Here is a 25,785-nt window from a genome sequence, read left to right on the forward strand (position 1 = left end):
AGCGTACCAAGATCGGACACAAGTAACACGTTACTGATGTCTGACTTGCAACCGCTGCAACTCTTCTACTAGGGAAGCGCAGCAACAGACAAACCGGCATTCCGTCGGGGCGCTGTTTCGATAAAATGGGGAAGTATAGCCATGAAGAAGTTCATCTCCGCAGCTCTTGCAGCGACCGCAATGCTCGGCGCGACGTCCGCCCAGGCTCAGACCAGCCAGCTCCATTATGCGGGTGGTCCGTTCACCATCTCCAATCCGTCGGGCATCGGCGGCGCGATCGCCGCAGCTGCCAACGAAGCAGGCATGCTCCTCGGCGTCGGAACCCGCTACACCGCCAATGCCGGTGCGCTCGGCAACACCCAGACTGCCACCCCGACCGTCGCGACGGCGTTCGCGCTCACCGGCAACGTGACCAAGGATTGCTCCTTCTATGCGGGCAATAACGGTTCCGCGACCGCGATTGACTTCGGCCAGATCGGCGTCCGCACCGGCAATAACGAGAATGTCAGCGACGCTTTCGAGATGGTCGGCCCCGCGGTTGCGGCGATCACCAGCGCCACGGCCGGCTGCAACTTCAACAACAGCGTCACGCTGACGAAGCTGAACGGCAATCAGGGCCTCAAGAACGCGGCGCCGGGCAGCTACGACTCGCAGCAGTTCCAGGCGAACATCCCCTACACCGTGCAGGCCAATTGGACCGGCACGCCGCAGGGCACCACCGCCAACGGCATTGCCCAGAGCCTGACCGTCGCCGACACCGCCGGCACCAACTCGGTGAACCAGGGTGCGTGGCGCTCTGCCTTCGCGATGGCGATCACCGCACCGCCGGTGAATAAGGGCCTCGTCGCCGGCAACTACTCCGACACGCTGACGCTGACCCTCGCGGCGCAGTAATCGCCGGATCGAACGCAGAACGAGAAGGGGAAAGAGCAATCTTTCCCCTTCTTTAGCAATTCGAAGACATGAGGGGCGGATGTAAACGTCCGTTCGGGTGGGGCATGAAAGCGTTCAACATCTCTCCGCGCGCGCTCTGGCGCGCCGTGACCATCGCCGCGGTCGGCGTGATTGCTTCGACTGCGGCGCTTGCCATGCGCGTGTCGCCGATGGTGCTCGAGATGGAGACGCGGGGCTCCGCCGCGGTCGGCCGCCTCGAAATTCAGAATCTCAATCCGGGCAAGCTTGCGTTCGAAACGCGCGTGACCCGGATGGAATTCGACGAGAGCGGCAACATCAAGGAAAGCCCGGCCGACGAGGATTTCCTCGTCTTTCCGCCCCAGGGCGTGCTCCCGACCAACGGCCGCCAGGTCGTGCGTCTGCAGTGGGTCGGCCCGCCCGAATTGCCCGCCTCCCGCGCTTACTACGTGTCGGTGAACCAGCTTCCGGTGGCCCTCGATGCGGCTCAGGCCAATGCCAACGGCGCACAGGTTCAGATCGTCTATCACATGAAAGCGCTGGTGGTCGTCGCCCCGCCTGGCGCTTCGCCGAACGTCGAGGCGATCGGCGCGCGGCCGATCCAATATCAGGCCCCTGCCCCTCCGGGCGGCGGCGCCGCACCACCGCCCGGCCCCGGCGTTGAAGTCACGCTTAAGAATAGCGGCCGCCGTCACGCAATGATGGCCGGAATGGGCTGGCGCCTCGAAGGCACCGACAGCCAGGGCAAGGCGATGCGGATCGACATCAAGCCCGAGGAGCTCAATCGCGTTCTGGGTACCGGATATGTGCCCGCCCTTGGCGAGCGCTCCTTCAAGCTGCCGCTGGTCGAGCCATTCGCAGCCAAGCCGATCAAGGTGAGCTTCACGAAGTGAGGCTTGCGGCCCTCCTCTGCACGGTCGCATGGAGCGCCCTTGGCGCGGGTCAAGCGCTCGGACAGGCGACGGTGCCCCTGCCAAGCCCAGCACCGCGGGGCAGCCCCGCGGTAACGGCGACGCCCTCGCCGCCGTCCCCCGCCTCCACCCCGTCCGCAACCGTGCCGCTGCCGACCGTCGGCGTGCCGCAGGTCCCGATGGGCCGACACGGTCGGCCCGACATCAACCCGTACGAGCGGGACGTCGACATGACGGTGCCGCTGACCTACCGCAACCGCACGCTCGGCGACATCCCGGTGCGCTTGACGTTCGACGACCGGCTCGTAGTCGATACGGCGATATTCGTCGGGCTGATCACGCCGCAGCTCAACGACTCGGCTCTTGTCGCATTGAAGGGCAGGCTAAGCGGGAAGACATTCAGCGCAGACGAACTTGCGGCGACCGGGGTCGCTCTCGAATATGATCCGTCCACCTTGTCGGTGGTGGTGCTCCGGATCGATCCGTCGCAGCGCTCGGTCGAGCAATTGTTCGCGCCGCCGCGCCCCGACCGTGACGACATCACGCTGCAGCCCGCCGGATTTTCCGCCTATCTCAACCTCAATCTGATCGAGAGCTATTATTGGGAGGGCAGCAATGCCGATCCGCCGACGGTCGCTCTGAACGGCGCGATCCGGTACAAGGGAGTCGTGTTCGAAGGGGACGGACAATTCTCCCAGGAATTGGGATTGTCCGACAGCAGCTACCGCTTCGACCGCAATTTCGCGCGGTTCGTTTATGACGAGCCCGAGGACTTCCGGCGCTGGTATCTGGGCGATCTCACGCCCGAGACACGCGGCCAGCAGAGCTTCGTCCAGATCGGGGGCATTGGCGTCACGCGGCAGCGGAGGCGCTTCAACAGCTTCCGCTCGGCCGTGCTGCAAGGCAATCGTCAGCTCGTTCTGCAGCGCGATTCGACCGTCCGCGTCATGCGCAACGGCGTGCTCTATCGCGAACTTCGGCTCGATGCCGGATCCTATGATTTCAGCTCGTTGCCGCTGGTCACCGGCAGCAACGATGTTCAGATCGAAGTTCGGGACAATAGCGGCTTCGTTCAGAACCTGTCCTACCAGACCTATCTCGATCCGATCGATCTCGATCCCGGCGACTACGAGTTCGCCGCCTATCTCGGCCCGACCGACCAGAGCTTCGGTCGTTCGCCGAGTTACGGCGGACCGATCGCCTTTTCCGGCTTCTGGCGAAAGGCGTTCCTGGATCGTCCGGCGATCGGCGTCGGCCTGCAGGCCAGCCGCCGGATCCAGACCGTCACCGGGCAGACCCAATTCGTGCTCACCCGGGGCGGCCGCCTGCTGCTCGACGGCGGCGTCAGCAACGCCGACGAGGTCGGACAAGGCTTTTCCGGTGGGGTGTCCTTCGACCAGCTGATCGACCGCGGCGGCCGCATCGACGGCTTCACGCTGCGCGCCGATTACCTCTCGAAAAAATTCGCGACGCTCGGCAATCCGGAGGGGATCAACTCGACCGCCTGGTCGCTGAGCAGCCAATATTCGCGCACCTTCAACGACAAGCTGCTGGGCATCGTCACCGCCTCGTACCTGTCGAGCCGCGGCAACCAGGGCGACAGCTATCGCATAGGCGCTTCGGCTTATTATCGCTTCTCACCAAAATGGACTCTGCGCGCCGGCGTCGATTACGCGCGCTTCCCCAACAGCTTCGCGCGCGGCGACGGGCTGGGCTTCACGGTTTCGATCGCCTTCCAGCCGGATTACCGGCGGCGTGCCGAGCTGCGACACGAAAGCAGCACCGAAACCACGCAGCTCTCCTATACCCAATCCAATCTCAACGAGATCAACAGCATCGGCTTCGGCGGCCTGGTCACGCGTCAGGAGGACGAGGTTAGCGCCCAGGGCTTTGCGGACTATATCGGCAATCGCTTCGATGCGTCGGTCAGCCATGCCGCTTATGGAGAAGGGCTGTCGTCGTTCGGCAGCGTGAATGTGAGCACCGTTCGGGTCGGCACGACGCTCGCCTTCGCCGATGGGCAGTTCGGCGTGGGCCGGCGGATCAACGACAGCTTCATGCTTCTTTACCCGCACGACAATCTCGGCAACCGAAAAGTCGTCGCCGGCCAGTCGCTCGCCAAGAACGACTATATCAGCAAAAGCGGAGCGCTCGGCGCGGCAGTCAACAACTTCCTCAGTTCCTATGTCGCCCAGTCGGTGAGCTACGACGTCGAGGATGCGCCCACCGGCTACGACACCGGGGCCGGCGTGGTGCGTGTCCGCCCGCCCTATCGCAGCGGCTATGCGATGCGGATCGGCACCGATGCGTTCGTCAGCGCCGTCGGCACCCTCGTGCTCGCCGACGCGAAGCCCGTCTCCCTCGTCGGAGGACGTGTTGTCGCAATCGGCGAACCGGTCGCGGACCCCGTGCCGTTCTTCACCAATTCGGTTGGACGCTTCGCCATTGCCAACCTTCTGCCGGGTCGCCGCTATCGAGTCGAAGTTTATGGTATGGCAGAAGGGTTCGAATTCGAGGTCCCGAAGACATCCGACGGCCTCGTTCAGTTGAGCACGATCACCCTGCCGAAGGCCAATTGAGGTGCTGACATGAAAAGCCTTCCGTTCCTGCTGGCATGCACCATCGCCGCCGCGACGCTTGACGCCGGACCCGCGCGTTCCCAAGCTCAGGCCCAGCCGAGTGGTGCCGCCGGCAACGGCGATTGCCGGCTCCGGATCGACACCAGCGCCGGCAGTTGGGTGGTCCGCGGATATGATCCGTTCGGCAACAGCGAAGCCTCCGGCACGTTCGAACTGACTTTCTCGAACGAGGGCGAAGGCGGCTGTACCTTCTTCCCGATCTTCATGGCCGATCAGGAGCCCTTCGGCCTGCAGGCGCTCAACGGCCGGCGCGTGCCCTATGCCTTGTTCGATCTGTTCGGATCCTACGAAGCGACGCCGCGGACCGGGAGGACCGTCCAACCGGCGACACGGCGTCCGGTGGTGGTCGCTCCCCGCAGCCAGCAGGTCGTGCAATATCGCTTCCTGGTCGCCGAAGACGCGCTCCAGGGCGACGGCGTTTTCGATCAACGGGTGCAGGTAGAGGCGGAGGACGGCAAGGGCCGGTTGCTGGCGAGCCGCCAAATCGTTCTCGGCATCGAAGTGCTTCCCTCGGCGACCCTCGGCCTCTCCGGTGCTTATGCAATCAACAATGGCCAGGCCCTCGTCGATCTCGGGCAATTGGAAGAGGGGCTCGCGCAGGTTCCGCTACAATTGCGGGTCCAGAGCACGCGCCGCTATTCGCTCAACGTCCAATCACGCAACAATGGGCGGCTGCGGCTCGGCAGCACCGAATGGTACGTGCCCTATCAGCTCAGCCTCGGCGGGCAATCCGCCGCGCTCGGGACGGGGCAGGCCGACATCTCCAGCCCGCCGACCAACGGCCTCACCCGCAGCTCATTGCCGGTGCAATTCCGGATCAGCGACCCGTCGGGGCAACGGGCGGGTGTCTACAGCGACGTCATCACCATATCGGTAGCGCCGCAATAACAAAGACTTGGACGCGATTCCGCCATCAACCGCATTCGCAGGGCCGTTCGTCGCACGGCTTTAACCGTTGAGTTAGGTTCAGCGGTTACATCCACCAGAACACGCCCTGTGGCGGCGCTGGAAGGTGGAACGATGATGCGTAAATTCGCCGCTGCAACTGCCCTGACCCTCTTCGCCAGTGCGACTCCAAGCGCCCACGCGGAAAGTTTCGGCTACAATCTCAGCCTGACCGTCGCGACCCACTGCACCGTGTCGCATTCTCCGGTCGGGGCCGGCGCCGGCAACGGCGGCGAGATCGTGCTTGGGCAGATCGCCGAATATTGCAACGCGCCCGGCGGCTACGACGTCATCGTCAGCTACACGCCGGGAACGCTGCGCGGCGCGGTGCTTGCCGCCGGTGAAGACCGGGTGGTGCTGAACGGCTCCGGCGAAGCGGTGCTCAGCCACGAGGTTGGCCCCCGCAAGCGGGAGCGAATGCTGCTCGCGGTTCCCGGCGAGGCTGGCTTCGACACCAGCATGCTTCAACTGCGTCTTCAGGCCGCCTGAGCTCGGAAGCGACGGCGCTCGAGAGCCGGATTGTCCCCCGGCCCCGGGAAACCTCCCGCAAATGAATTGGGGTGCCCGACCGGCACATGCCGACGACACCCCAAAAGTCGGCCCTATGGCCGGTCAGAGGCTGTTGATGACGCCTTTGACCCTGCCCTTGAGCTCCTGGCCCTTGCCCTTCATCTCCTGCGCAGCGCCTTCCTCGCGGACGCGCTCGTTGGCGCTGCCTTGCTTGAGGTTGCCTGCGGTCTGATTGGCGGCGCCTTTGAGGCGATCGGTGAATTCACCCATGTCGGTACTCCTTGTTTTGAAACTTAAACGAACCGATGCGCCTACCCGTTCCCTTGCCATCGCCGATGCTGACGACGCCGGCCCATGCCCCCGCGCATTGCCAAGCGGGAGGGATGCGTAGATAGGCGGTCGACGGCGCGAAAGCCGCGTGCGGGCCATGCCCTGGCGGAAGCGCCGTGCAGGTGCGGGCCTTCGATGCGCCCATTGAGTGGACCGAGTGAACATGCAGCTTCCCCGATTTCTCCGGCTCGCATCGCACGACATGGCGATCGATCTCGGGACCGTGAACACCGTGGTCCACCTTCGGGAGAGCGGGATCGTCCTCAACGAGCCGTCGGTGGTGGCGATAGAGACTCTCGATGGGGTTCGCCGCGTCAAGGCGGTGGGCCGCGATGCCAAGCTGATGATGGGCAAGACGCCCGCGAGCATTCAGGCCATCCGGCCCCTGCGCGACGGCGTGATCGCCGATATCGACGTCGCCGAGCAGATGATCAAACATTTCATCGACAAGGTGCATGGCGGCCGCTCGCGACTGCCGCGCCGTCCCGAGATCGTGGTCTGCGTGCCGTCGGGTTCGACCTCGGTGGAACGCCGCGCCATTCGCGACGCGGCGAGCAATGCCGGTGCTTCGAAAGTCTCTCTGATCGAGGAGCCGATGGCCGCAGCGATCGGGGCCGGGCTGCCCGTCATCGATCCGATCGGCGCGATGATCGTCGACATCGGCGGCGGCACCACGGAAGTGGCCGTCCTGTCGATGCGGGGTCTTGCCTACAGCACGTCGGTCCGCGTCGGCGGCGACAAGATGGACGATGCGATCATCAATGCGGTCCGCCGCAAGCATAATCTGGTGATCGGCGAGGCGACCGCCGAACGGATCAAGATCGCCCTCGGAGCCGCGCTGCCGCCCACTGGAAATGCACCGACCCTCGTGGTGCGCGGACGCCATCTCGCGGCCGGCATGCCCAAGGAGATCACGATCAGCCAGATCGAGGTTGCGCAGTCGCTCGCCGACTCGGTGACGCAGATCATCAGCGCCGTCCGTACCGCGCTCGAGAATACCGCTCCGGAACTCGCCGCCGACATCGTCGACAGCGGCATCGTCATGACTGGAGGCGGAGCTTTGCTGCAGCGTATGGACGAGGCGCTTTCGATTGCCACCGGCCTGCCGGTGGTCGTTGCCGCCGATCCCCTGTCCTGCGTGGCGCTCGGGGCCGGGCGGGCGCTCGAAGATCCCGATTATCGCGGCGTGTTGATCGACGGGTGATCCGCGGCCGCTTGCCGCGCCGGATCCGATACAAATTGCGACATTTTCGATGCTCGACCGGCACAATCACGCGACAGCGCGGTTGCAAATGTCCTCTCACGCTTTCGGGCGTCGGACCATAGTCGAGGAGTCAAGTCATGCGTAAGTTCATCGTCGCCGCCGTTGCCGTCGCCGCCCTTGCCGGCGCTGCCGCCCCTGCCTCTGCCCAGGCCTGGCGCGTCCAGCCGGGCGTGCAGCGTCAGATCCAGAACGACATCAACCAGCTCGACCGTCAGATCTCACGTGCCGTCCAGCGCAAGACCATCTCGCAGCGCGAAGCCGGCGGGTTGCGCCGGGATGCCCTAAGCCTGCAGCGGACCTACAATCGCTTCACCCGGGGCGGACTCGACCGGCAGGAAGTCGCCCAGCTCGAAAACCAGGTGAACCGCTTGCACCAGCGGCTGCGGCTCGAGCGCCGCGACTGGGACGGTCGCCGCGGCTGAGCATTTACCAGCCTCGGGAGGAGCGCCGCTCGAAGCGGCGCTCCTTCTTCGACCCTCGCGCGTGCATGCCGCGGGAACCGCGGCCGCTTCGCCGCATTTGCCTCTGACTGGACCTTCTCCGCCGGATGGTCCAAACCGGTCTGCGCGGTCTCTCGCCGCTGCGGCTATCGACAAGGGGATGGGACGGCCATTCAGCAGGACACGCTGTATCTCGTCGAGGACGATCCCGCAGTCGCCCTCTCGCTCGGCGCCCTTCTCCGCGCAAGCGGTCTCGATGTGCACCATTTTAGCTCTGCCGACCTGTTTCTGGCTACGGTGTCGACCCTCATACCGGGCTGTGTGCTGACCGATATCCACATGGCCGGAACCAACGGCATCGATGGAATTCGGCTATTGCGCGACCGCGGCGTTCACTGGCCCGTGATCGTCATGACCGGCTCGCTCGACGAGGATTCCGAAGACCTCGCACGTGCGTGTGGCGCGGTCGAGTTTCTCCACAAACCGTTCGGGCGCGAAGAGATGGTCCGAGCGATCCGACGCGTAATGCCGCTGGTGCCGCGGCAATAGGCATCTGATCAAGCAAGGATCCGGACGCGTGCCCTTCGGAGTTTCAGTGAGCCGACCGCGCTGATCATGGATCTTCTGCTCGCCTTCCTGATGATCCTGTTCGCGCTCAACCCGGTCGGCAAGGCATCCTTGTTCATTGCCGAACTCCACCTCCTCGAACCTGCAGTACGACGCCGGATCGTCCTGCGCGAACTGGCGCTTGCGCTCATCGTCATGGCCTCCTTCCTGGCTGCGGCGACCGTAGCGCTGGAACGGATCGGCCGCGCTCCCTTGCTCGTCGCGGCCGGAGGACTCGTCCTGGCCGTGATGGGAGCACGGCGGCTGCTCTATGGTGGAGGCGGCATATCGGTCGAAGCCGCCCGGCGCGACCGTCTCTTCTTTCCGCTCGCCTTTCCGTTCATCGCCGGGCCGTCCGTCCTCGCCGCGGAGCTCGTCCTGGTGGCTCGCGATCCGACACGCTGGCCAGGCTGGGGAACGGCCGCCTACCTTGCCTGGATCGTGTCGGGCGTTCTGCTCTATGCGTCCCCGCGCGTGCAGGCCAGTCTCGGCCCGCGCGGTGTCCGTCTGGTGGAGATCGTCGCGGGAGTCGGGCTGCTGCTCCTCGCCGTGGAAATCTTCCTTTACGGCAGCCTGGAAGCGCCCGGATTCCTCCCGGTCGGCTGATCAGCGTGCGGGCGTTGCGGACGATCGGGGCAGGCATGCTACGGCGAACCCGCTTGCCGGTCTGTCCGGCGACATCGTCCCCTGAATTTTTTTGTTCTCTGGGCTCAGCCGTAGCGACTCGCGATTACGCGAACCGCAAAAAAAAGGCCAGCCCGAAGGCTGGCCAAGTTTCATTAGGAGAGGATGCCTGAAAGGCCCGCTCTTTGTGCATCGCAGCAATGCATGTCGCAAGTGCAACGATCGCTAACACGAATGCATTTTCTGCAACTGGCCTATCCAATCGGCGCGCAAGCTCCCCTGTTCAATTCTGCACCGTCAGACCCGGGAAGACCGCGTAGCGCTTGATCGTGACGCACTCGACCCGGGTCCGGTATTCCTCGTGGCACTCCATTCCGGGTCGAACGAGGCCGGTCTGCGGCTCTGCATCGCCTCGGATCGGAACCAGCGTGATCGGAGTTGACGCGGGAATCAGCTGGGATCCCGATCCGACCACCAACGTCGTCAGCACCCCGTTCATGTCGCCATGGATCCCCGGTCGGCAAAGGAGGGCCATGCGATATTGTCCTTCCCAGCTGGTGACGAGGTAGATGTGCCCGGACAATCCGGGAAAAGAGACCACGCCTTTCTGGGTGAAATCGCTGTCGAGCCGGGCCGACTCGGCAAATTGCAGCAGGTTTCGACTGTCGTCCCACGAGATGACGGTGCGGTAGGCGTAGATCGCACCGGGCTCGTCGATCGACGGTCGCAAGGTCAGGTAGTGGCCCTCGAGCCATCGTACGCCCGCCCGCGCATAGGCGCCGAGCTCTTCGGGAGCGAGCCGGCTGTCGGCCTGGGGCGCCGGCGCAATTGGCGCGTCGCGTAGGCGCGTGGTGAGCGCCTCCTCGAGTCGAACCACGGTTCCGAGCGTGAACGGACGCCGGCCTGACAGCGCCTTCTCCAGCGTGGAGATGCTGATCCTGGCCTCGTCCGCGAGCCATTGGCGCGAACGTCGGCGCCGTGCCAATTCCTCGCGGACCTTGGTCGCCACCGCATTGCTTTGCCCAAGATCGAACTCTTCGTGCATGCCCCCGCCTTTCTTGTGCGCATTTCCGCACAAATCCGCACATCTCGTCAATGGATGATCGCTCGGCATGCACATTTCCCGGCCGCGATGCGGCGAATTGCCGCCATGTCCCGTCGCGATCCGTGCGGTGTCGGCGCATATCGGGGACAACAGACAACAAGGAACCGGAACGATGACTCGGTGGAACATGGAGGCCGTCAGGCTCGGGGCAGGATCGATCGGGATCGGACTCGTTGCGCTGATCCTTTTCGCCACCCACTTGGCCGGCCTCGGCGTCACCGGCGTCGCGTGATCAGCGCGACTCTGTCACGCAAGGACGGATGAAATGGTCACGATGCTGGACGATCTCTCGTCTCAGGAGATCAACCGCTCACCCCTCGCGGAACGACTCGGTGCCGGGTTCAACCGGCTGATCGAGGCGTCGTTGCTTTGGGTGATGATCGGAGCGACGTCCGGCGCCCTGGTTCTAACGCCTTCTCTCACCGCCGGCGAAGGGCCCTCACTTCCGTCGCCAAGCGCAGCTGAGATCGAGCGGGCCGTCGCCCAAGCGGAGGCGGAAGGTATCGCCGCCGGGGCAGAGATCAGAAGATCCGCCGTCCGCTGAGCCAAGCGCTAGCCCTGCCCGTGCAGGCTCGTGCCGACCTTGCGCCGCGGCGCGCGTCGTGCTCCTGAGCCTCGACTTCGATCGAGGACCGTCATGCGGCGACTGCATTCCCTGGCTTCCATTCTTCCGCTGCTCGTGCTCGTCGCAGCGTCCCCGGCGCAAGTTAGGCTGCCGGTCACGATCGGCGGCCGCGTCATCGCCGAGGCGGGTGGCAGTTTCACCTTCGGGTGGCCCGGAGTTTACTTCGAGGGTCGGTTCCGCGGCACGGCCGTGCGGGTCGTCTTCGACGCACCAGCCGAGCATCTTCGCCTTCTGATCGACGGCAAGGTGACGCGCGTGTTCCGAAAACCCGGCAAGGCCGACGTCGTCATCGATCGGCTTCCCTCCGGCGATCACCGCATCCGACTGGAGAAGCTGACCGAGAGTCAGACCGGCGGTGCCAGGTTCCACGGTTTCTTTCCGGCGGCAGGCAGCAAGCCGCTGCCGACGCGGCCTCGAAAGCGCCAGATCGAGTTCATCGGCGACTCGTACACCGTCGGCTACGGCAATAGCTCCGCAACGCGGACGTGCACCCCCGAGCAGATCCATGACACGACCGACACGCAGCAGGCTTTCGGGCCGATCGTGGCACGACATTTCGACGCCGATTATCGAATCAACGCCTATTCGGGGTTCGGGATCGTTCGCAATTACGGCGGCAGCAGTTCCGGCCTGAGTCTGCCGACCCTCTATCCCCGCTTGAAGCCGGACGACCCCGCGCACCTGGAGGCGGCCAATGCCGGGTGGCGCCCACAGGTGATCGTGATCAACCTTGGAACGAACGACTTTTCGACTCCGCTGAAGGCGGGCGAACCATGGGCGGATCAAGAGGCGCTGCGCGCTGCCTACCGAGCGCGCTACGCCGCCTTCATCAGTGACCTCGGCCGTCGTCAGCCGCAGGCACGCTTCATCCTCATGGCCTCCGACAAATTCTTCTCGGACGTCGAAGCTGTCGCTGCCTCCCTGAACAAGGTTGCCGGCGTCAAGGTGATCCAGTTCAACGGGCTCGATCTCGGTGGGTGCGACTGGCACCCTTCCCTGGCGGACGATTTGAAGCTGGCATCGCTCGTGCAACAAGCGATCGGACCCTATTAACCGATCGGACCGGAATGCCCGCGCCATCGAGCTCAAGCACCTGCGTGTCCAAAAGGATTGCAAAAACGTAGCCCGCCCGCTTGCATTTCGCTATTATCAAGATATATCTTGATGCAATACGGAACGAAATGAAGGAATCGCTATGTTTCATTTGCATGGTTGCGGCGAGCGTCGGGGCGGGCGTTTTGCAATGCGGGGTCATTGGGGCCATGGCGGTGGTGAGCCCTTCGGCGGGCGCGGCGAAGGCCGGCGCCGACGGATGTTCGACGGCGCCGAGCTCCGCCTGGTCCTGCTCAAGCTCATCTCCGATCAACCGCGACACGGCTACGATCTGATCCGCGACATCGAGGAGCGCACCGCAGGCGCCTACGCGCCGAGCGCGGGCGTGATCTACCCGACGCTGACGATGCTGGACGACATGGGCCTGATCGGCGAGGAGAAAGCGGAGGGAACGCGCAAATTGTTCGGCGCGACCGATGCCGGGCGCGCAGAGCTCGCCGCCCGCGCGGAGGAAGTGGCGGCTCTGTTTCAGCGGCTGGAGGGGCTCGGTGCCGAGCGCGCCCGGGTCGATCGGACGCCTCTTCGCCGGGCGATGGGAAATCTGGAGAGCGTCTTGCGCCATCGCGTCGGCCGGGGCGACATCGCTCCCGAAACGGTCCACCAGATCGTCTCCCTGCTCGACGAAACTGCGCAGAAGATCGAGCGGCTCTGAAGCGTGCCGCGACTTGAATTGATTCGGCGGAGGCTCGGCATCGTGCCTCCGTCAGCCATGGACAAGAGAATGACCGAGACATTCAAAGCGACAGCGTCGGTGCCGACTTCAAACGGCAGCCGCTACCTCCAGCAATTGTGCAAGCACTGGACCCATAATCTGGACGTCCAGTTCACGCCTGAGCATGGTACCGTGACCTTTCCGAAGGACGCACGCGGCGCAGATTTTCCCGGCGACGGGATCGCCACTCTCGACGCGCGGGACAACGCTCTGGAGGTTCGCATCGACGCGACGTCAGCCGAGCAGCTCGAGAATTTGAAGGACGTTCTCGCCCGGCACCTGGATCGCTTCGCATTTCGCGAAGCGCCCCTCACCTTCGACTGGCGCGAGGCGCGGTAGCGCACCGGGAAGCGGCTTGCCGAGCGGGATCGTTTCGGCTCTATGTGCGATCCATGCACGACCGACGCACTGCGATCGCCGGCCTAGGCGCGCTCGCCGCCGCTTTGGCGCTCCCGCTCGACAAGGCCGGGGCGAAGACCTCCTTGCGCAAGCCGCCCCGCCTGCGCCCCGGCGACACCGTCGGTCTCATCGAGCCGGCCGGTTTCACCGACGACGCCTTCGATCTGGCGCTGGTCAAGGAAACGATCTCGGCCATGGGCCTGGTGCCGAAGGCGGCGCCGCATCTCACCGCCCGCTACGGCTATCTTGCCGGCAAGGACAAGGAGCGGGCCGCGGACGTCAACGCAATGTATGCCGACGATGCCGTGCGCGCCGTCTTCGCAGTACGCGGCGGATGGGGCTGCGCCCGCATCCTCCCTTATCTCGATTTCGACCGCATTCGCGCGCATCCCAAGCTGCTGATCGGCTTCAGCGACATCACGGCGCTGCACATGGCGTTCGCGGCAAAAGCGGGCTTCACCACCATTCACGGCCCCAATGCCGCAAGCTCCTGGGGCAAATTGTCGTGGGACAGCTTCCGAAGCATCGCTTTCGACGGCGCGACCCCGGTCTACAGCAATCCGCAGGCCAGCGACGACCGGCTGGTCCAGCGCATGTGGCGGACCCGCACCTTCCGCCCGGGCAGGGCCACCGGCCGGCTGCTCGGCGGCAACCTGACGGTGCTTACCGCTCTTATGGGCACGCCCTATCTTCCCGACTTCAACGGGGCGATCCTGTTCATTGAAGATACGGACGAGGCCGAGTATCGCATCGATCGCATGCTCACCCAGCTGTCTTTGGGCGGCGTGCTCGGCAAGCTCGCCGGAGTCGTGTTCGGCCAATGCACGGACTGTCGCAACAATGGCCCTTCCTATAGCGGCTTCACTTTGTCCGAGGTGCTGCAACAGCATCTCGAGCCGCTCGGAATACCGGCTTTCCAGGGCGCGCTGATCGGCCACGTCGCCAATCAGTTCAGCATTCCAGTGGGTGCCCAAGCCGAGATCGACGCCGCAGAGGGCACGATCCGGATTTTGGAAGCGGCCGTCTCGTGAGCCATACTGAAAGATCGTCGATCGCCATCACGCACTATCAGGACCATCACTTCAATGGTGTGGACTCATTGTGGCAGGAAGCGTTTCCGAACGATCCGCCGCACAACCGCGCCGAGATCGCCATTCCAGCCAAGCTCGCCGTCCAGCCGGAACTGTTTCTCGTCGCCGAGGATGCCGGCAACGTCGTCGGCACGGTCATGGCCGGCTATGATGGGCACCGCGGCTGGCTCTATTCGGTCGCGGTGCGGCTCAGCCACCGGGGCACGGGTGTGGCCTCGGAAATGATCTCGGCGGCTGAGATCCGACTGGCGGCACTTGGCTGCACCAAGGTCAATCTTCAGGTGCGGGCCGAGAATGAGGCAGTGGCGCATTTCTATGCGCGACTGGGTTACGAGAGCGAGCCGCGGATCAGCATGGGCAAGAGGTTGAACCCGGCCGCCTGACCATCACGCAGCCTTGCGCCGCCCAGGCGCCGGCCGTGCTGGCTCGGAAACGGCGGCGCGGTCCATCCGGCGCGCGACATAAGGAAGATCTGCCGGAGCGCAGGTTCGCACCGAGAGTATCCGCTCGGGAGATGGGCCGGCGATCAGATCGCCGTCCAACGCCGCCACGATCCTCGACCAATGTGCAGCCACCGTCGCAGCTAAAGCGCAGATGCCAGCGAGGAGCATCAGGGTGAAGAAGACGGGAAAGCCTATCTCTGCCATGGCGGATTGAACGGCTTACCCGCGATCTTGTTCCAAGCCTCTGAATCTGCGGCAGGAATCGCCAAAGAACGAGAACAGGCACGAACGCTGGTGCGCCGTGCCTGCCCCCATCGTCGATGAAATGGTGTTGGTGAGCGGTCAGCCGACCAATGCCGGCTCCGCCGGATGCGCATCGGCCGCCGCCTTCACGCGCGGCGCGATCGGACGGAAGGCGATGTGCAGGACGACGTCGGCCTGCGAGGGCGGCGGCGGCACGAGCATGAATCCCGCTTCCTCGGTGCATTTGAGCAGCCCCGGGGCGACTTCCTCGATCCCTTCCAGATGATAGGGCGCGTCATAATCCTTGGACGCGTGCATGCTCCGCGGGTTGAGGAAGGTCGCAGTCGGCGTGAACCACACCGATTCTATCTGCAGCCAGGAATATTGCTTGGCGAATTGCGCGCCGATGGCGAACCGTCCGTTGCCGACCGGGATCGATGCGACGAAGAAGCCTTCGTGCGTCGGCGTCGCCCGGACGATACTCTCGCTGAGCTCATTGCCGTCGGCAATCATCACCGGCAGGGCGATGTCGCGGTCGCTGAACTCACTATGCTGGACGTCCAGCCGCAAGCGCCAACTGGCCATCGCCATCAGGGTGAGCGGAAAGCCTTGGCCGCGCAGTTCCGCAGGAAGATACATGCGCTCGCTGTGCTTGAGGTAGAAAGGCCCACGGCGCTTCAGTTCACGCTCAGCGACCTCTGGGTCGAACAATCTGACGTGCGAGGAGGTGCCGAGGTTGATGTCGTGATCGAACGCCTCGAGTACGGTGAGCTCTTGCTTGGTCGGCAGGAACATCAGGCGGATCAGGGTGGCGGCGGCACCGTGGGTCCAGGCGACGTCGTCCGACGCGGGCCGCCGGTGGGAAGCACCGTCAACATCTTTCGCGAACTGGACGCATGCCGTCTGCACCTGATCGCGGATCCGGGTCTGGGAGTCGCTGATCGTGTATTCGAGGCGGATCGGCGAGCCGTCGGCATTGTAGTCGACGACGGAGCCTTGGCTCACGGTCGCAAGCTGCTCGATCACGGCGACCACTGAACCCAGTGCATCGAGCGCGCGGTCGTCATAATGGCGACGATCGATGAAGCCCTTTTTGTCGAGGCCGCTCACCTCATTCTCCGCGAGCAGCAGATAGCGACCTGCAACATGGACGCCGAGTTCCTCTGCGAGCACCTTATCGACGCGATTCTGAACCGAGCCGTTATAACCCAGATCGACCAGCATAAGCGTCTCGCCGGGCTGAATTCCTGTCGCCTGGCGAACGTGCTGGATCATACGGTCGCAGAATGCGCGCGAACGGCGCGTGATCTGGTTCAGCTGCTGCGGCTTGGCGAGGTACCGGCGAAGCGCCTCTCCCTGATCGCCCTTCTTCGGGAGAGAACGGATGATGCGGCTGACCTCCGCAGGCGGGAACAGCAGGCGGCTCAGCGTGTAGTCGGCCGGGTAGCCCGAAAGCGTGGCAACCTTGGCATAGCGCAGAACCGCATCGTCGGTGGTCAACGTCGCGGCCGAAGACGTGAGGCGGCTGATCTCGCCCCGCGAGGCATTCGTCGCTTCCGGCGCGATCGCTTGGTGCACGAGATGCGGCAGATGGCCGTCGCGAAGCAGGAAGAGCATGCGAACCGGCTTGCCGGTGCGCGCTTCCAGCTCGGCCGCTTCGTCGAGCAGCCAGCGACCGAAGCCGTAAAAGACGGGGCCGAGCGCTGCATAGCCGAGCGCGGAAACCGGATCCTCCATCAGCGGCTGGGCTATCGAGAGGCCGGCGCGATGCGGCTGAAAGGCCGGCATCGAACCGCGCACGGCCGAATTGAACACCGAGGAGCCTACGGTTTCCAGGCGGAGCCGTTCCTTCGTCGCTTCGTCGAACTGGACGAGATGCAAGGCCGATATGCCAAGCTTGATCGGAGCATCGAAGTCGGCAACCGGATTGTCGCCGAGGTGGAGAATTTGGCCGGGCTCCACGCCAAGCTCGGCGAGCACGTCGACGAACAGGCCCGCGGCCTTTGGCTTGCCGTAATCGGACGAACAAAAGATCCGATCGATCAGCGCAAGCACGTCCTCGCCGGCGGCGGCACGGAGAAGTTCGGTGAGCTGGGCATTGTCGAGATACGTGTCGGAGACGATCACCACCTTGAGACCGCTGGCTTTGGCACGCTCCATCAGCGCCACGGTGGGGCGGAACGGGAAGCAGTGCCGCGCCTCGGCGGCGAGTTCGCGGGCGATCGCGGCGCTGCGGACGCCCTCGTCCGCATTGGTCATCAGCTTGGCGTAGATTTCGTTGAAGGTGACCTCGTAACGATCGTCGTTGATCCGCGCCTCGGTGCGTGCGCGACGCTCGCCCATGATCCGCTGGCCGGGATCGATGCCGTCCTTGACCAGATCGGCGAACACGTCGTCCGGCTGGTGGACGTTGCGCCACAGCAGCGTATCGAAGCAGTCGAGCGACAGAACGGCCGCTTCCGGATGTTGGTCGAGCGCGGTCGGCAGTTGGTGCGGCAGGATCGAGCTGCGGGGCATGAGGGGCTGGTCCTTCACGATGGTCCGGTAACGGCGTTAACCGTCACTTTATAGGACCACGCAGGCGTCCCGTGGTGGAACACCCGGAAAGTTTTGCCGCCCCCGTCGGAAGCGGGCACCGGCCACCTCCCCGCGGCATCCGTTCCGATGGCGCTATCGACGGCTGCGATCGTCGAGGAAGCCGCTGTCCAGCAGCCAATCGTGCAGACGTTCGGGCCAGTGCAGGATCGACAACAGGTTCGATGCCTCGCCCAGATTGAAGGCGTGGTCGGCATTGGCGTACATGTGGAGCTCGGCTGGTACGCTCGCCTTCCGCAATTGCTCGTAGAGGGTTACTGCCGGTTCGGCGCAGCATTGGTCGAGAGATCCGGCGGTGATGAACGCCGGCGGTGCGCCGGCGACTGCATTGGCAGGAACGCCGAGCGGCCCAGGGAAAACCTGGATCTGGAAGTCGGGTCGCGCGCTCTCGCGATCGACGGCATCGCGCGGCGACGGCAGCCCTGCCGCAGGCTTGTTGTCGGCAAGCATCGAGACGAGTTCCCCACCGGCCGAAAAGCCCATGACGCCGACCCGATCGGTATCGAGATCATAGCGCTTGGCGTTCGCGCGCACCCAGCGCACCGCCCGTCGCAGGTCGCCGAGTGCGTCGCCTTCGATCGAGTAGCGACTCCCCTCTTCCCGAGCGAGCCGGTACTTCAATACGAACACCGTGATGCCCATGCGGTTCAACGCCTGCGCCACCGCAAGGCCTTCGCTCGTCCAGACGATAATCCGATGTCCCCCGCCCGGCACGACCACGACCGACGCGCCGTTGGCGTGGCGAGGATCGGCCGCGAATACCGTAACCGAGGGATTGTGGACGTTCTTGATCCAATAGTCCTGCGCTTGCTCCGGTTCGCTGCGGCGAGTCTCGGAACCGGGCGCTCCATCCGTCCAGAGGGGAATGGTTACCGGAACCGCCGGTGATTGCCCCAGTGCTGCCGACGCGAACGCTAGCAGCAGCACGAACGGAAAGCTCAGCCTCATCCTCTTCTCCCCTGGCGGCCTGCTCCTCCGGAGGCGCTTGGCAAGCATGACGGCTCGGCTATGTTAGCGCAAACATAAACAGGGAGAGTTGAGTGTCCAAGGGTAACGGAATGTTGATCGCGCTGCTTGCAGGCACGGCTGCGATCCTCTCGCCGTCGTCAGCGCAGGCGCAGACATCGGGCGCCGGGCTGTCGCTTGGCGAGGCGGGCTATTACGAGAGCCCGGGCGTCAACTGGTTGGTGTTCAGCAACTGGTATGATGGCCTGTTCGCCGATTCCAAGATCAGCGGCGTCGAGCTCATTCAGCGCGGTGCGCGTACCGCCACCAATGGCGATGTCCGGCTGTCTGCGACGCCCGGTCAGTGGGATCCGATCGGCAGGTTGGTTGACCGGAAGGCGGACGCGCGTACCGGTGTCGTCGAGGCACGGCTCGAATATCCCGAACACGATTTCCGCTACACCATCCGTGCGGAGCCGCGCGGCAACCAGCTCCGGATCAGCATCGAGCTGCCGCAGGCGCTTCCTGCCGCCTTGCAGGGGAAGGCAGGCTTCAACCTCGAATTCCTGCCCTCCGCCTATTTCCGCAAGAGCTACATGGCCGACGATCAGGCCGGCACCTTCCCCCTCTACCCGGCCGGCACGATGATGCTGACGTCGGAGCGCAACGCGGCGAGCGGACGGAGCGAGGGCCCGGGCGCCGAGCCGCTCCCCCTTGCCACCGGAAAGGCCTTCGTGCTCGCGCCGGAGGATCCGTCCCGCCGGGTCAGTGTCCGCACCTCGGACGGAAGCATTCAGCTGTTCGACGGCCGTAACCAGGCGCAGAATGGCTGGTTCGTGCTGCGCTCGCTGCTGCCCTCCGGCCGCACCGGGCGCGTGCTCGAGTGGACGGTCGAGGCGTCGTCGGCGCCTGGCTGGCTGCGGCCGCCGGTGATCGGCCACTCCCAGCTCGGTTACGCCCCGTCCGAAACCAAGATCGCAACGATCGAACTCGACCGCAACGATCGTCGCCGCCTCGCGCCGCGGCTGCTCCGCCTCACGTCCGACGGCTCGACGGTGCCGGTGTCGACCGGACCGGCGAAGCCTTGGGGGGACTACCTACGCTATCGCTATCTCAGCTTCGACTTTTCGAAGGTACGCGAGCCCGGCCTCTATCAGCTCCAATATGGCGAGACCCGCACGGCGCCGTTTCGTATCGGCGGAACGATCTACGACGATGCGTGGCACCCCACGCTAGACGTCTACTTCCCCGTTGCGATGGACCACATGTTCGTCAACGAAGCGTATCGGGTCTGGCATGGCGAACCGCACAAGGACGATGCACGGCAGGCGCCCGTAAATCACGAGCATATCGATCTCTATCGGCAGGGGCCGACCACCGACACCAGGTTCGCACCCGGCGAGCACATCCCCGGCCTCAATGTCGGCGGCTGGCTCGATGCCGGCGATTTCGACATCCGGACTCAAACTCAATATGCCGTGATCCGCTCGATGGTGGAGAGCTGGGAACGGTTCCGCCCTGCACGCGACACGACCGCGATCGACCAGGCTCGGCGGAAGGTCGAAATGCACGTGCCCGATGGTGCGCCCGACCTCCTCCAGCAGATCCGCCATGGCACGCTGCAGCTGGTCGCGCAGTACGATGCGGTCGGTCACGCCATTCACGGCATCGTCGAGCCGGATGTCGGCCAATATACCCATCTCGGCGACGCTTCGACCAAGACCGATGGACTGATCTACGATCCCAGGCTGAAGCCGGGCGAAGAGAAAAACGGCAGGAGCGGCACGCCGGACGACCGTTGGGCTTTCACCAGCCGCGCCTCGGCCTTGAACTATGGCTCCGCCGCGGCGCTCGCCGCCGCGAGCCGCGCTCTCAAGGGCTTCGACGACACGCTTGCATCCCGCGCGCTGGCGCTGGCGGAGCAGGTATGGAAGGAGGAATCCGGCCATCCGCCGCACACCTTCCGGCACGGCAACACGACCGGCGGCCCGCTGGAGGCGGAGGAGCTTGCCGCGGCGGTCGAGCTGCTCGCGGCGACTCGCAAGCCTGTTTACGCGGAGCGCGTGGAGGCTCTCTGGCCGACCATTTCGAAGACCTTCACGCGCGACGCCACCACGGCTGTGGCGGCCATTCCCTTCATGCCGTCATCCTACCGCGCCGCCATCGAGCCGGCGGTGCGCGCCTGGGCGGCGGAATCGGACAAGATCGCAAAGGCAAATCCGTACGGGGTTCCGATCACGACCACCGGCTGGGCGGGCGGCGGTACCGTGCTCGATTACGGCCTCGCCACCTACGCTCTGCACAAGGCATTTCCGGACATCGTCAGGCCCGACGCGGTGTTCCGCGCCCTCGCCTTCATCCACGGCAACCACCCTGGATCGGACGTCTCGTTCGTTTCCGGTGTCGGCACGCAGTCGAAGGAAGTCGCCTACGGCAACAATCGTGCGGACTTCAGCTTCATCGCTGGCGGAGTAGTACCGGGAGTGCTGATCCTGAAGCCCGACTTCCCGGAAAATAAGGAGGATTGGCCGTTCCTCTGGGGCGAGAACGAATATGTTGTGACGGAAGGGGCCGCCTACATCCAGCTGGTCAACGCCGCGCGCGATCTGCTGCAAGGGCGTTGAACGCAGTCCTCGGCGTTTTAGCCGACGTCGGTCCGCATGGATCGAGCGGGCCGAGGCGCAGCATGGGGAGCAGCGCCTCGGCCCGTGGCCGGTTTCCGGTGGAGAGACGAACAGGCCGCGACGCTTATTGCCGATCTCGGTTGGGGGACGCTATTGCGGGAAAGTACGAAGTGCCGGCTATTGCGCACGCCGGAGGTGAGATTCCTCACGCTGTTTGCTGCTGAAAAGGCGCGCGGCTGGAAGGAAATGGTGTCCCGTCCGTTATTCAAGAAATTGGCTTCCGGTACCCCGGACCGTTATCGACTGGCGAGGGGCTGAAGCCCCGTCCCCCCCTGATCGTAATCATCAACCCCTCGACGGCAAGTCTAAGCTGGTCATGGTCACTCGCGAGCGGCTCCGGACCGGTCGCAGGCACGCCTGCTCTCTTCAGCCGCGCGTTGATCAGTCGATCGAGCCAATCGGGATTGTCCTGCGGCCACGCATGGAGATCGACGACCATGCTTTGAACGGCATCATAGGCGGCCGATCCCGCCGCGGCGATGGCCTGATCGAGACGCCTGAATGCCGCGCCGCGAGGGTCCGCCACGTCGCAGGACACGGCCCGGCCGCGCCGGTCAGCCGCGTCATAGCTGCCCACGCCCGATGTGCTCGGGTAGTAGTTCCAATAGCGGGCCGCATAGTTCAATCCGGCGTCTCGTATCAGGGACGGGTCGACGTCATGGCCATCGAGCAAGCCGACCGCCCACGCGCGTCCGATCGCCGATGTCAGCACCCACTGGTCGGCCTTTCCGCCCTGAAAAGATCGAAAACGCTGCGCCAGCGCGGCAACCCGCTCGTTTCCCTGGTCGCGAACAGGCCGCAGCCTACCGCACGCATATCGAGGCCCTGCCTTCGGTTTCCGACCCGCCTTGCTGCGCCCGCGCATCATCATGAACCCTCCACGGTCGGCCGAATCGACCTCCACCAGCATTGCGAATATCGCACTTGCTTTGCAAGCAAATTATTGCGATAATCGCCACATACATTTGGCGAGAGATTGGTCATGAACGTCGAGCAACTTAGGCAGCTGATGGAGGAGCGTGGCGAAAACCAGGCGGGCCTCGCCCGGCTGATCGGGATCACGCCCGACAAGATGTCGAAGACGCTGAGCGGCAAGCGCAACCTGAAGCTGGAAGAGGGCAACATCCTTCGCCGCTACTTCGGTCTGGACGGCCGTGAAGGCGAACGAAGCCGCCCGCATCCGCTCCCGATCGTCGGCCTGGTGTCGGCCGGTGCTTGGCGCGAAGGCTTCGAGCATATCCGGGGGTACATGCCCAGCCCCGACGGAGATCTTAGCAGCGACTCCTTCGTCGTCATCGTCGAGGGCGATTCGATGAACAAGATCGTCGCCGATGGCGAAGCGGTGATCGTCGACCCCTCCCAGCGCGAGCTTCTACCGCGCCGCTATTACGTGGTTCGAAATGCCTCAGGTGAGACCACGTTCAAGCAATATCAGGATCAACCTGCTCGGCTCGAGCCCTGCTCCACCAACACGGCGCACCGCACGATCTACCCGGGACAGGAGGAGTTCATCGTCATCGGAAGGGTCTTGAAGGCGGTTCGGGATCTGTAGAGCGGGCGCACACGCCACCAGCTTGGCGCCCCTATCCCAACGCTATGGTCAGACGATCAGCGGGCAGATGCGCTGGGCCGCCTTGAGATAAGCCTCTAGCCCGGCGGCGGCTTCATCCGACAATTCGATGAACACCCGGCGGCCGTCCTGCGGATCCGCGACTCTGACGAACAGCCGCTGATCGGTCATCGTCTTGATCCAGCGCAAGGCCGTGGTCGCCGGCACCGCCGCCGCGATACACAGGCTGGAGACCGCAACCCGCTGCCGTTCCAACCTTGCCGCGTAGAGATCGAGCAGCATGTCCCACGCCGGATCGGCGAACATCGCGCTGCGGAAATAATGATCCCGCAGCCTGCGAACACGAATGACCGAGCGCACCAGAGCCGCGTCGATGCGCAAACCGTCGTCTCGCTCCAGATCTTCGATCGGATCGTCTTCCGAGAGAGAGGCGAGGATCGTTGCGATCCGCCCGACTTCCTCGCTGAGTTGCTGGAGCCGTGGACCGCCATGATTCTTGGCATCGTGAAAGCGCAAGGATCCGCGTGCCCCGATCTGGTGCAACCTCTGCAGCAGGCTAAGCCCGTCAGGAGCGAACGACACCCGAGCGCCATGGCGTCGTGCCGATATCGGGTGAACGTCTGCGGCATTCAGGCCGGAAACGACAATCGGCATCCCCGAGTCGACCGCTGCGGCATCGACGAATTCGTGGATCGCCGTCGCGCCTGGCTCAGGGTCGGCCGCGACGAGAATGGCATCTGCTGCGATTTCGCCGGCCAACCTGATCGCTGTCAGTGGGCACGACGTCTCGCGGCCAATCCGGAACCCGGCAGCAGCTGCGGCGTCGCGCGCCCGACCGAATGCCCGGCGGTGTCCGAACAAAAGCAGGAACGGCGCATCGTCGTAGACGATGGCTTCCTGCCGACCCCTGCCATGCCCTGCTCGCGACCCCATCGTCCGCTACTCCTACCTCGACGAAGATTATCTCCGTTTTCGAGCGGCGACAGCCGTGCCTTGCTCCATTTCGGAGCGGCTTTCCCGCTCACCGGCTGACGTCCCCCGCTTGCAATCCTGTTGGTCGGCGCAATCAACCTGTGCGTTCGAGTGTGCCAAGCAACGGACCTTGCTGCCTTTTTTAACCTGCTTTTTCGTTCAAAGCGAATCCTCATCGCCAGATAAAGCCGCCGAAGCGGAGGATTTTTCCACAGGCCTTTCCCGCCGATCCACAGCGCATCCCTTCGGATATCCACATGCCGGTGCTACGCACAGGTGGTCCGTCGATGCGGGAACGCCTTTTGTCGCAAAGCCCATCGCTCTGGCGAGCCGCGGCATCAGTCTGCATCCCATCGAACATGGGGAGGATCATCATGCGCAGGATCGGGCTCATCACGGCCGGGCTTCTGCTGGCGTGCACCGCGGCGCCCGGCGACTCGAAACCGGCAAACATCGCAGCGGCCGTTGCCGCGAGCGGACGGCCTGCGTCGGCGCGAGAATTGGATCGAAGCCGCAAACCTGCCGAGGTCTTGCGGTTCCTTGGACTCGAGGAGGGGGACCGTGCGCTCGATCTGTTCGCAGGCACGGGCTATTATACCGAGATCATGGCCCGCGCGGTCGGGCCGAAGGGCCTCGCGCTGGCCTGGAATCCAGCGAATTTCTCAACCGACAAGAGCCGTGCCGCCTGGGCCGAGCTCAAATCGCGGGTACCCAACGCCGGCATCTTTCTCACCCCCGCCAACGCCGTGTCGCTGCCTGCTGATGACTTCGATTTCGTCCTGCTGCACATGGTGTACCACGACACCTATTGGCAGAGCGAAGAATATAAGTTTCCGCGGATGGATCCGGCCGCCTTTCTCAAGGCGGTCTATGCCGCGACGCGGCCAGGCGGCGCCGTCGGAGTGATCGATCACGTCGGTCCGTCCGGCGACACGCGCGATGTGGTCGAGAAGCTGCACCGCATCGATCCGGCCAAGGTTCGCGCCGACTTCGAAGCGGCGGGCTTCGTCTTCGACGGCGAAAGCAATCTGCTGCACGATGCCGACGACGATCACAGCAAGAACGTGTTCGACCCGGCGATCCGCGGCAAGACCGACCGTTTCGTGTTTCGCTTCAGGAGGCCGGCAGGTTGATCCAGGGGAACAGCTTGCCGGGAGCCCCTTGCTCGGCCTAGCAGAAGCGTCATGAGCGAATGGACGATCGGCATCATCGGCGGCTCCGGCCTGTATGAGATGGAGGCACTGGAAGATGCGCAATGGATCGCGGTGGATACGCCGTGGGACGCACCCTCGGACGAGTTGCTGATCGGGCGATTGTATGGGCATAAATTCGTGTTTCTGCCCCGCCACGGGCGCGGTCACCGGATTCCGCCAGGCGATCTCAACTTCCGTGCCAACATCGATGCCTTGAAGCGCGCCGGCTGCACCGACGTGGTAGCCATTTCGGCAATCGGCTCGCTCCGCGAAGAGCTGCCGCCCGGCCGGTTCGTCGTCGTCGATCAGTTCATCGATCGCACCGTGGGACGGCCTTCCAGTTTCTTCGGACCCGGGCTGGTCGCGCACGTGTCGATGGCGGACCCCACCTGCCCTCGGCTGTCGGCGATGCTCTCAGACGCTGCCGAAGCGGCTGGATCGGACGTGACCCGCGGCGGCACCTACCTCGCCATGGAAGGCCCGCAATTCTCCTCCCGTGCAGAAAGCGAGTTGTACCGGCAATGGGGCTGTGACGTGATCGGAATGACGGCCATGCCCGAAGCGAAGCTCGCCCGCGAAGCGGAACTCCCTTATGCATTGGTCGGCATGGTCACCGATTACGATTGCTGGCGCGTCGGCGACAAGCCGGTCGAGGTTGCCGAGATCATCGCACAGCTAATGGCCAATGCCGGACGTGCCCGGACGATGGTCGAACTGTTCGCCAAAGCGCTGCCGCCCACCCGCGAAGCATCGCCGATCGACACCGTGCTCGATGCGGCCCTGATCACCGCACCTTCGGCACGCGATCCGAAGATGCTCGCAAGGCTCGACGCCGTCTGTCGGCGGGCGATCGGCTGACGTCGACGTGGGAGCTGCCCGGATATCCTCCTAATCTACCTCAACCGGCGGATCGT

General features: G+C 64.4%; 27 protein-coding genes. 19 read left to right on the forward strand and 8 right to left on the reverse strand.

Features of this window, described 5'->3' with window-relative positions:
* The first annotated feature begins 141 nt into the window (after nt 1-141).
* From ETR14_RS03620 to ETR14_RS03640, 5 genes are all read left to right on the forward strand, one after another.
* Nucleotides 142-894: a hypothetical protein gene (locus ETR14_RS03620; RefSeq protein WP_243455742.1), complete on the forward strand. Its 753-nt coding sequence runs from the start codon at nt 142-144 to the stop codon at nt 892-894.
* 104 nt (nt 895-998) lie between these two features.
* Complete coding sequence (locus ETR14_RS03625) at nt 999-1,805, forward strand: fimbria/pilus periplasmic chaperone (protein ID WP_129383406.1); 807 nt, start codon at nt 999-1,001, stop codon at nt 1,803-1,805.
* 161 nt (nt 1,806-1,966) lie between these two features.
* Nucleotides 1,967-4,402, forward strand: coding sequence for a hypothetical protein (locus ETR14_RS03630; RefSeq protein ID WP_243455743.1), 2,436 nt, complete (start codon nt 1,967-1,969; stop codon nt 4,400-4,402).
* Between the two features lie 9 nt (nt 4,403-4,411).
* On the forward strand, nt 4,412-5,350 hold the full coding sequence (locus tag ETR14_RS29050) for a spore coat U domain-containing protein (RefSeq protein ID WP_243455744.1): 939 nt from the start codon (nt 4,412-4,414) through the stop codon (nt 5,348-5,350).
* Nucleotides 5,351-5,482: 132 nt separating this feature from the next.
* Nucleotides 5,483-5,896, forward strand: a complete 414-nt coding sequence (locus ETR14_RS03640; protein ID WP_243455745.1) for a hypothetical protein — start codon at nt 5,483-5,485, stop codon at nt 5,894-5,896.
* A 123-nt stretch (nt 5,897-6,019) separates the two neighbouring features.
* On the opposite strand, the gene ETR14_RS03645 is transcribed toward ETR14_RS03640, so the two are convergent.
* Complete coding sequence (locus tag ETR14_RS03645) at nt 6,020-6,187, reverse strand: CsbD family protein (RefSeq protein ID WP_129383407.1); 168 nt, start codon at nt 6,185-6,187, stop codon at nt 6,020-6,022.
* Nucleotides 6,188-6,410: 223 nt separating this feature from the next.
* Here ETR14_RS03645 and ETR14_RS03650 point away from each other — a divergent pair, with 223 nt between their 5' ends.
* From ETR14_RS03650 to ETR14_RS03665, 4 genes are all read left to right on the forward strand, one after another.
* Nucleotides 6,411-7,451 carry a rod shape-determining protein gene (locus tag ETR14_RS03650; RefSeq protein ID WP_129383408.1) on the forward strand — a complete coding sequence of 347 codons (1,041 nt, stop codon included), beginning with the start codon at nt 6,411-6,413 and terminating at the stop codon, nt 7,449-7,451.
* 137 nt (nt 7,452-7,588) lie between these two features.
* A complete protein-coding gene (locus tag ETR14_RS03655; protein ID WP_129383409.1) occupies nt 7,589-7,933 on the forward strand; it encodes a hypothetical protein in 345 nt (114 codons plus the stop codon).
* A gap of 204 nt (nt 7,934-8,137) precedes the next feature.
* A complete protein-coding gene (locus ETR14_RS03660) occupies nt 8,138-8,500 on the forward strand; it encodes a response regulator transcription factor (protein ID WP_243455893.1) in 363 nt (120 codons plus the stop codon).
* Between the two features lie 66 nt (nt 8,501-8,566).
* Nucleotides 8,567-9,163 carry a MarC family protein gene (locus ETR14_RS03665; RefSeq protein WP_129383411.1) on the forward strand — a complete coding sequence of 199 codons (597 nt, stop codon included), beginning with the start codon at nt 8,567-8,569 and terminating at the stop codon, nt 9,161-9,163.
* Between the two features lie 301 nt (nt 9,164-9,464).
* Here the strand turns inward: ETR14_RS03665 and ETR14_RS03670 are convergent, their stop codons facing one another.
* Nucleotides 9,465-10,226, reverse strand: a complete 762-nt coding sequence (locus tag ETR14_RS03670) for a helix-turn-helix transcriptional regulator (protein ID WP_129383412.1) — start codon at nt 10,224-10,226, stop codon at nt 9,465-9,467.
* Between the two features lie 325 nt (nt 10,227-10,551).
* Here ETR14_RS03670 and ETR14_RS03675 point away from each other — a divergent pair, with 325 nt between their 5' ends.
* The 6 genes from ETR14_RS03675 to ETR14_RS03700 all read left to right on the forward strand — a co-directional run bounded on the left by ETR14_RS03675 (nt 10,552) and on the right by ETR14_RS03700 (nt 14,609).
* Nucleotides 10,552-10,830, forward strand: coding sequence for a hypothetical protein (locus ETR14_RS03675; protein WP_129383413.1), 279 nt, complete (start codon nt 10,552-10,554; stop codon nt 10,828-10,830).
* Nucleotides 10,831-10,923: 93 nt separating this feature from the next.
* On the forward strand, nt 10,924-11,964 hold the full coding sequence (locus tag ETR14_RS03680; RefSeq protein ID WP_129383414.1) for an SGNH/GDSL hydrolase family protein: 1,041 nt from the start codon (nt 10,924-10,926) through the stop codon (nt 11,962-11,964).
* A 190-nt stretch (nt 11,965-12,154) separates the two neighbouring features.
* Nucleotides 12,155-12,676: a PadR family transcriptional regulator gene (locus tag ETR14_RS03685; RefSeq protein WP_129383415.1), complete on the forward strand. Its 522-nt coding sequence runs from the start codon at nt 12,155-12,157 to the stop codon at nt 12,674-12,676.
* Nucleotides 12,677-12,745: 69 nt separating this feature from the next.
* Nucleotides 12,746-13,075: a DUF2218 domain-containing protein gene (locus ETR14_RS03690; protein ID WP_243455746.1), complete on the forward strand. Its 330-nt coding sequence runs from the start codon at nt 12,746-12,748 to the stop codon at nt 13,073-13,075.
* A 53-nt stretch (nt 13,076-13,128) separates the two neighbouring features.
* Entirely contained in the window at nt 13,129-14,166 is a 1,038-nt protein-coding gene (locus ETR14_RS03695; protein ID WP_129383417.1) for an LD-carboxypeptidase, read from the forward strand.
* Complete coding sequence (locus ETR14_RS03700; RefSeq protein WP_243455747.1) at nt 14,163-14,609, forward strand: GNAT family acetyltransferase; 447 nt, start codon at nt 14,163-14,165, stop codon at nt 14,607-14,609. The genes ETR14_RS03695 and ETR14_RS03700 overlap by 4 nt, the downstream gene beginning before the upstream one ends.
* Nucleotides 14,610-14,612: 3 nt before the next feature.
* Here ETR14_RS03700 and ETR14_RS03705 read toward each other — a convergent pair whose 3' ends face one another.
* The 3 genes from ETR14_RS03705 to ETR14_RS03715 form a co-directional block, all read right to left on the reverse strand.
* Complete coding sequence (locus tag ETR14_RS03705; RefSeq protein ID WP_129383418.1) at nt 14,613-14,873, reverse strand: hypothetical protein; 261 nt, start codon at nt 14,871-14,873, stop codon at nt 14,613-14,615.
* A 138-nt stretch (nt 14,874-15,011) separates the two neighbouring features.
* Complete coding sequence (locus tag ETR14_RS03710; protein ID WP_165356298.1) at nt 15,012-17,429, reverse strand: HAD family hydrolase; 2,418 nt, start codon at nt 17,427-17,429, stop codon at nt 15,012-15,014.
* Nucleotides 17,430-17,582: 153 nt separating this feature from the next.
* Entirely contained in the window at nt 17,583-18,455 is an 873-nt protein-coding gene (locus tag ETR14_RS03715) for an alpha/beta hydrolase (RefSeq protein WP_129383420.1), read from the reverse strand.
* A gap of 92 nt (nt 18,456-18,547) precedes the next feature.
* On the opposite strand from ETR14_RS03715, the gene ETR14_RS03720 reads away from it, so the two are divergent.
* Nucleotides 18,548-21,076: a glycoside hydrolase family 9 protein gene (locus ETR14_RS03720; RefSeq protein ID WP_243455748.1), complete on the forward strand. Its 2,529-nt coding sequence runs from the start codon at nt 18,548-18,550 to the stop codon at nt 21,074-21,076.
* A gap of 265 nt (nt 21,077-21,341) precedes the next feature.
* Here ETR14_RS03720 and ETR14_RS03725 read toward each other — a convergent pair whose 3' ends face one another.
* Nucleotides 21,342-22,046 (reverse strand): hypothetical protein, encoded by a 705-nt coding sequence (locus tag ETR14_RS03725; protein ID WP_129383421.1) that lies wholly within the window; start codon nt 22,044-22,046, stop codon nt 21,342-21,344.
* A gap of 72 nt (nt 22,047-22,118) precedes the next feature.
* Here ETR14_RS03725 and ETR14_RS03730 point away from each other — a divergent pair, with 72 nt between their 5' ends.
* Nucleotides 22,119-22,688 carry a LexA family transcriptional regulator gene (locus ETR14_RS03730; RefSeq protein ID WP_129383422.1) on the forward strand — a complete coding sequence of 190 codons (570 nt, stop codon included), beginning with the start codon at nt 22,119-22,121 and terminating at the stop codon, nt 22,686-22,688.
* Nucleotides 22,689-22,736: 48 nt separating this feature from the next.
* Here the strand turns inward: ETR14_RS03730 and ETR14_RS03735 are convergent, their stop codons facing one another.
* Both ETR14_RS03735 and ETR14_RS28115 read right to left on the reverse strand, forming a co-directional pair.
* Complete coding sequence (locus ETR14_RS03735; RefSeq protein ID WP_129383423.1) at nt 22,737-23,639, reverse strand: winged helix DNA-binding protein; 903 nt, start codon at nt 23,637-23,639, stop codon at nt 22,737-22,739.
* Nucleotides 23,640-23,850: 211 nt separating this feature from the next.
* Nucleotides 23,851-24,132, reverse strand: coding sequence for a hypothetical protein (locus tag ETR14_RS28115; RefSeq protein ID WP_165356228.1), 282 nt, complete (start codon nt 24,130-24,132; stop codon nt 23,851-23,853).
* 76 nt (nt 24,133-24,208) lie between these two features.
* Between ETR14_RS28115 and ETR14_RS03740 the strand changes: the two genes are divergently transcribed.
* Together ETR14_RS03740 and ETR14_RS03745 are read left to right on the forward strand one after the other, a co-directional pair.
* Entirely contained in the window at nt 24,209-24,811 is a 603-nt protein-coding gene (locus tag ETR14_RS03740) for a methyltransferase domain-containing protein (RefSeq protein ID WP_243455749.1), read from the forward strand.
* Nucleotides 24,812-24,862: 51 nt separating this feature from the next.
* Nucleotides 24,863-25,729 (forward strand): S-methyl-5'-thioadenosine phosphorylase, encoded by an 867-nt coding sequence (locus tag ETR14_RS03745; RefSeq protein WP_129383425.1) that lies wholly within the window; start codon nt 24,863-24,865, stop codon nt 25,727-25,729.
* Nucleotides 25,730-25,785 lie beyond the last annotated feature (56 nt).

It is taken from the genome of Sphingosinicella sp. BN140058, assembly GCF_004135585.1.
Taxonomy (GTDB): Bacteria; Pseudomonadota; Alphaproteobacteria; order Sphingomonadales; family Sphingomonadaceae; genus Allosphingosinicella.

Excerpts from the sequence above, each read along its gene's own strand:
- ETR14_RS03620 (WP_243455742.1), top strand. The coding sequence starts at position 142 with ATGAAGAAGTTCATCTCCGCAGCTCTTGCAGCGACCGCAATGCTCGGC.
- ETR14_RS03625 (WP_129383406.1), top strand. The coding sequence starts at position 999 with ATGAAAGCGTTCAACATCTCTCCGCGCGCGCTCTGGCGCGCCGTGACC.
- ETR14_RS29050 (WP_243455744.1), top strand. The coding sequence starts at position 4,412 with ATGAAAAGCCTTCCGTTCCTGCTGGCATGCACCATCGCCGCCGCGACG.
- ETR14_RS03640 (WP_243455745.1), top strand. The coding sequence starts at position 5,483 with ATGATGCGTAAATTCGCCGCTGCAACTGCCCTGACCCTCTTCGCCAGT.
- ETR14_RS03645 (WP_129383407.1), bottom strand. The coding sequence starts at position 6,187 with ATGGGTGAATTCACCGATCGCCTCAAAGGCGCCGCCAATCAGACCGCA.
- ETR14_RS03650 (WP_129383408.1), top strand. The coding sequence starts at position 6,411 with ATGCAGCTTCCCCGATTTCTCCGGCTCGCATCGCACGACATGGCGATC.
- ETR14_RS03655 (WP_129383409.1), top strand. The coding sequence starts at position 7,589 with ATGCGTAAGTTCATCGTCGCCGCCGTTGCCGTCGCCGCCCTTGCCGGC.
- ETR14_RS03665 (WP_129383411.1), top strand. The coding sequence starts at position 8,567 with ATGGATCTTCTGCTCGCCTTCCTGATGATCCTGTTCGCGCTCAACCCG.
- ETR14_RS03670 (WP_129383412.1), bottom strand. The coding sequence starts at position 10,226 with ATGCACGAAGAGTTCGATCTTGGGCAAAGCAATGCGGTGGCGACCAAG.
- ETR14_RS03675 (WP_129383413.1), top strand. The coding sequence starts at position 10,552 with ATGGTCACGATGCTGGACGATCTCTCGTCTCAGGAGATCAACCGCTCA.
- ETR14_RS03680 (WP_129383414.1), top strand. The coding sequence starts at position 10,924 with ATGCGGCGACTGCATTCCCTGGCTTCCATTCTTCCGCTGCTCGTGCTC.
- ETR14_RS03685 (WP_129383415.1), top strand. The coding sequence starts at position 12,155 with ATGCGGGGTCATTGGGGCCATGGCGGTGGTGAGCCCTTCGGCGGGCGC.
- ETR14_RS03690 (WP_243455746.1), top strand. The coding sequence starts at position 12,746 with ATGACCGAGACATTCAAAGCGACAGCGTCGGTGCCGACTTCAAACGGC.
- ETR14_RS03695 (WP_129383417.1), top strand. The coding sequence starts at position 13,129 with ATGCACGACCGACGCACTGCGATCGCCGGCCTAGGCGCGCTCGCCGCC.
- ETR14_RS03705 (WP_129383418.1), bottom strand. The coding sequence starts at position 14,873 with ATGGCAGAGATAGGCTTTCCCGTCTTCTTCACCCTGATGCTCCTCGCT.
- ETR14_RS03710 (WP_165356298.1), bottom strand. The coding sequence starts at position 17,429 with ATGCCCCGCAGCTCGATCCTGCCGCACCAACTGCCGACCGCGCTCGAC.
- ETR14_RS03715 (WP_129383420.1), bottom strand. The coding sequence starts at position 18,455 with ATGAGGCTGAGCTTTCCGTTCGTGCTGCTGCTAGCGTTCGCGTCGGCA.
- ETR14_RS03725 (WP_129383421.1), bottom strand. The coding sequence starts at position 22,046 with ATGCTGGTGGAGGTCGATTCGGCCGACCGTGGAGGGTTCATGATGATG.
- ETR14_RS03730 (WP_129383422.1), top strand. The coding sequence starts at position 22,119 with ATGAACGTCGAGCAACTTAGGCAGCTGATGGAGGAGCGTGGCGAAAAC.
- ETR14_RS03735 (WP_129383423.1), bottom strand. The coding sequence starts at position 23,639 with ATGGGGTCGCGAGCAGGGCATGGCAGGGGTCGGCAGGAAGCCATCGTC.
- ETR14_RS28115 (WP_165356228.1), bottom strand. The coding sequence starts at position 24,132 with ATGTTTGCCGGTTTCGAGTCGCCGGGCGCCGCGGTGCACGCCAGCAGA.
- ETR14_RS03745 (WP_129383425.1), top strand. The coding sequence starts at position 24,863 with ATGAGCGAATGGACGATCGGCATCATCGGCGGCTCCGGCCTGTATGAG.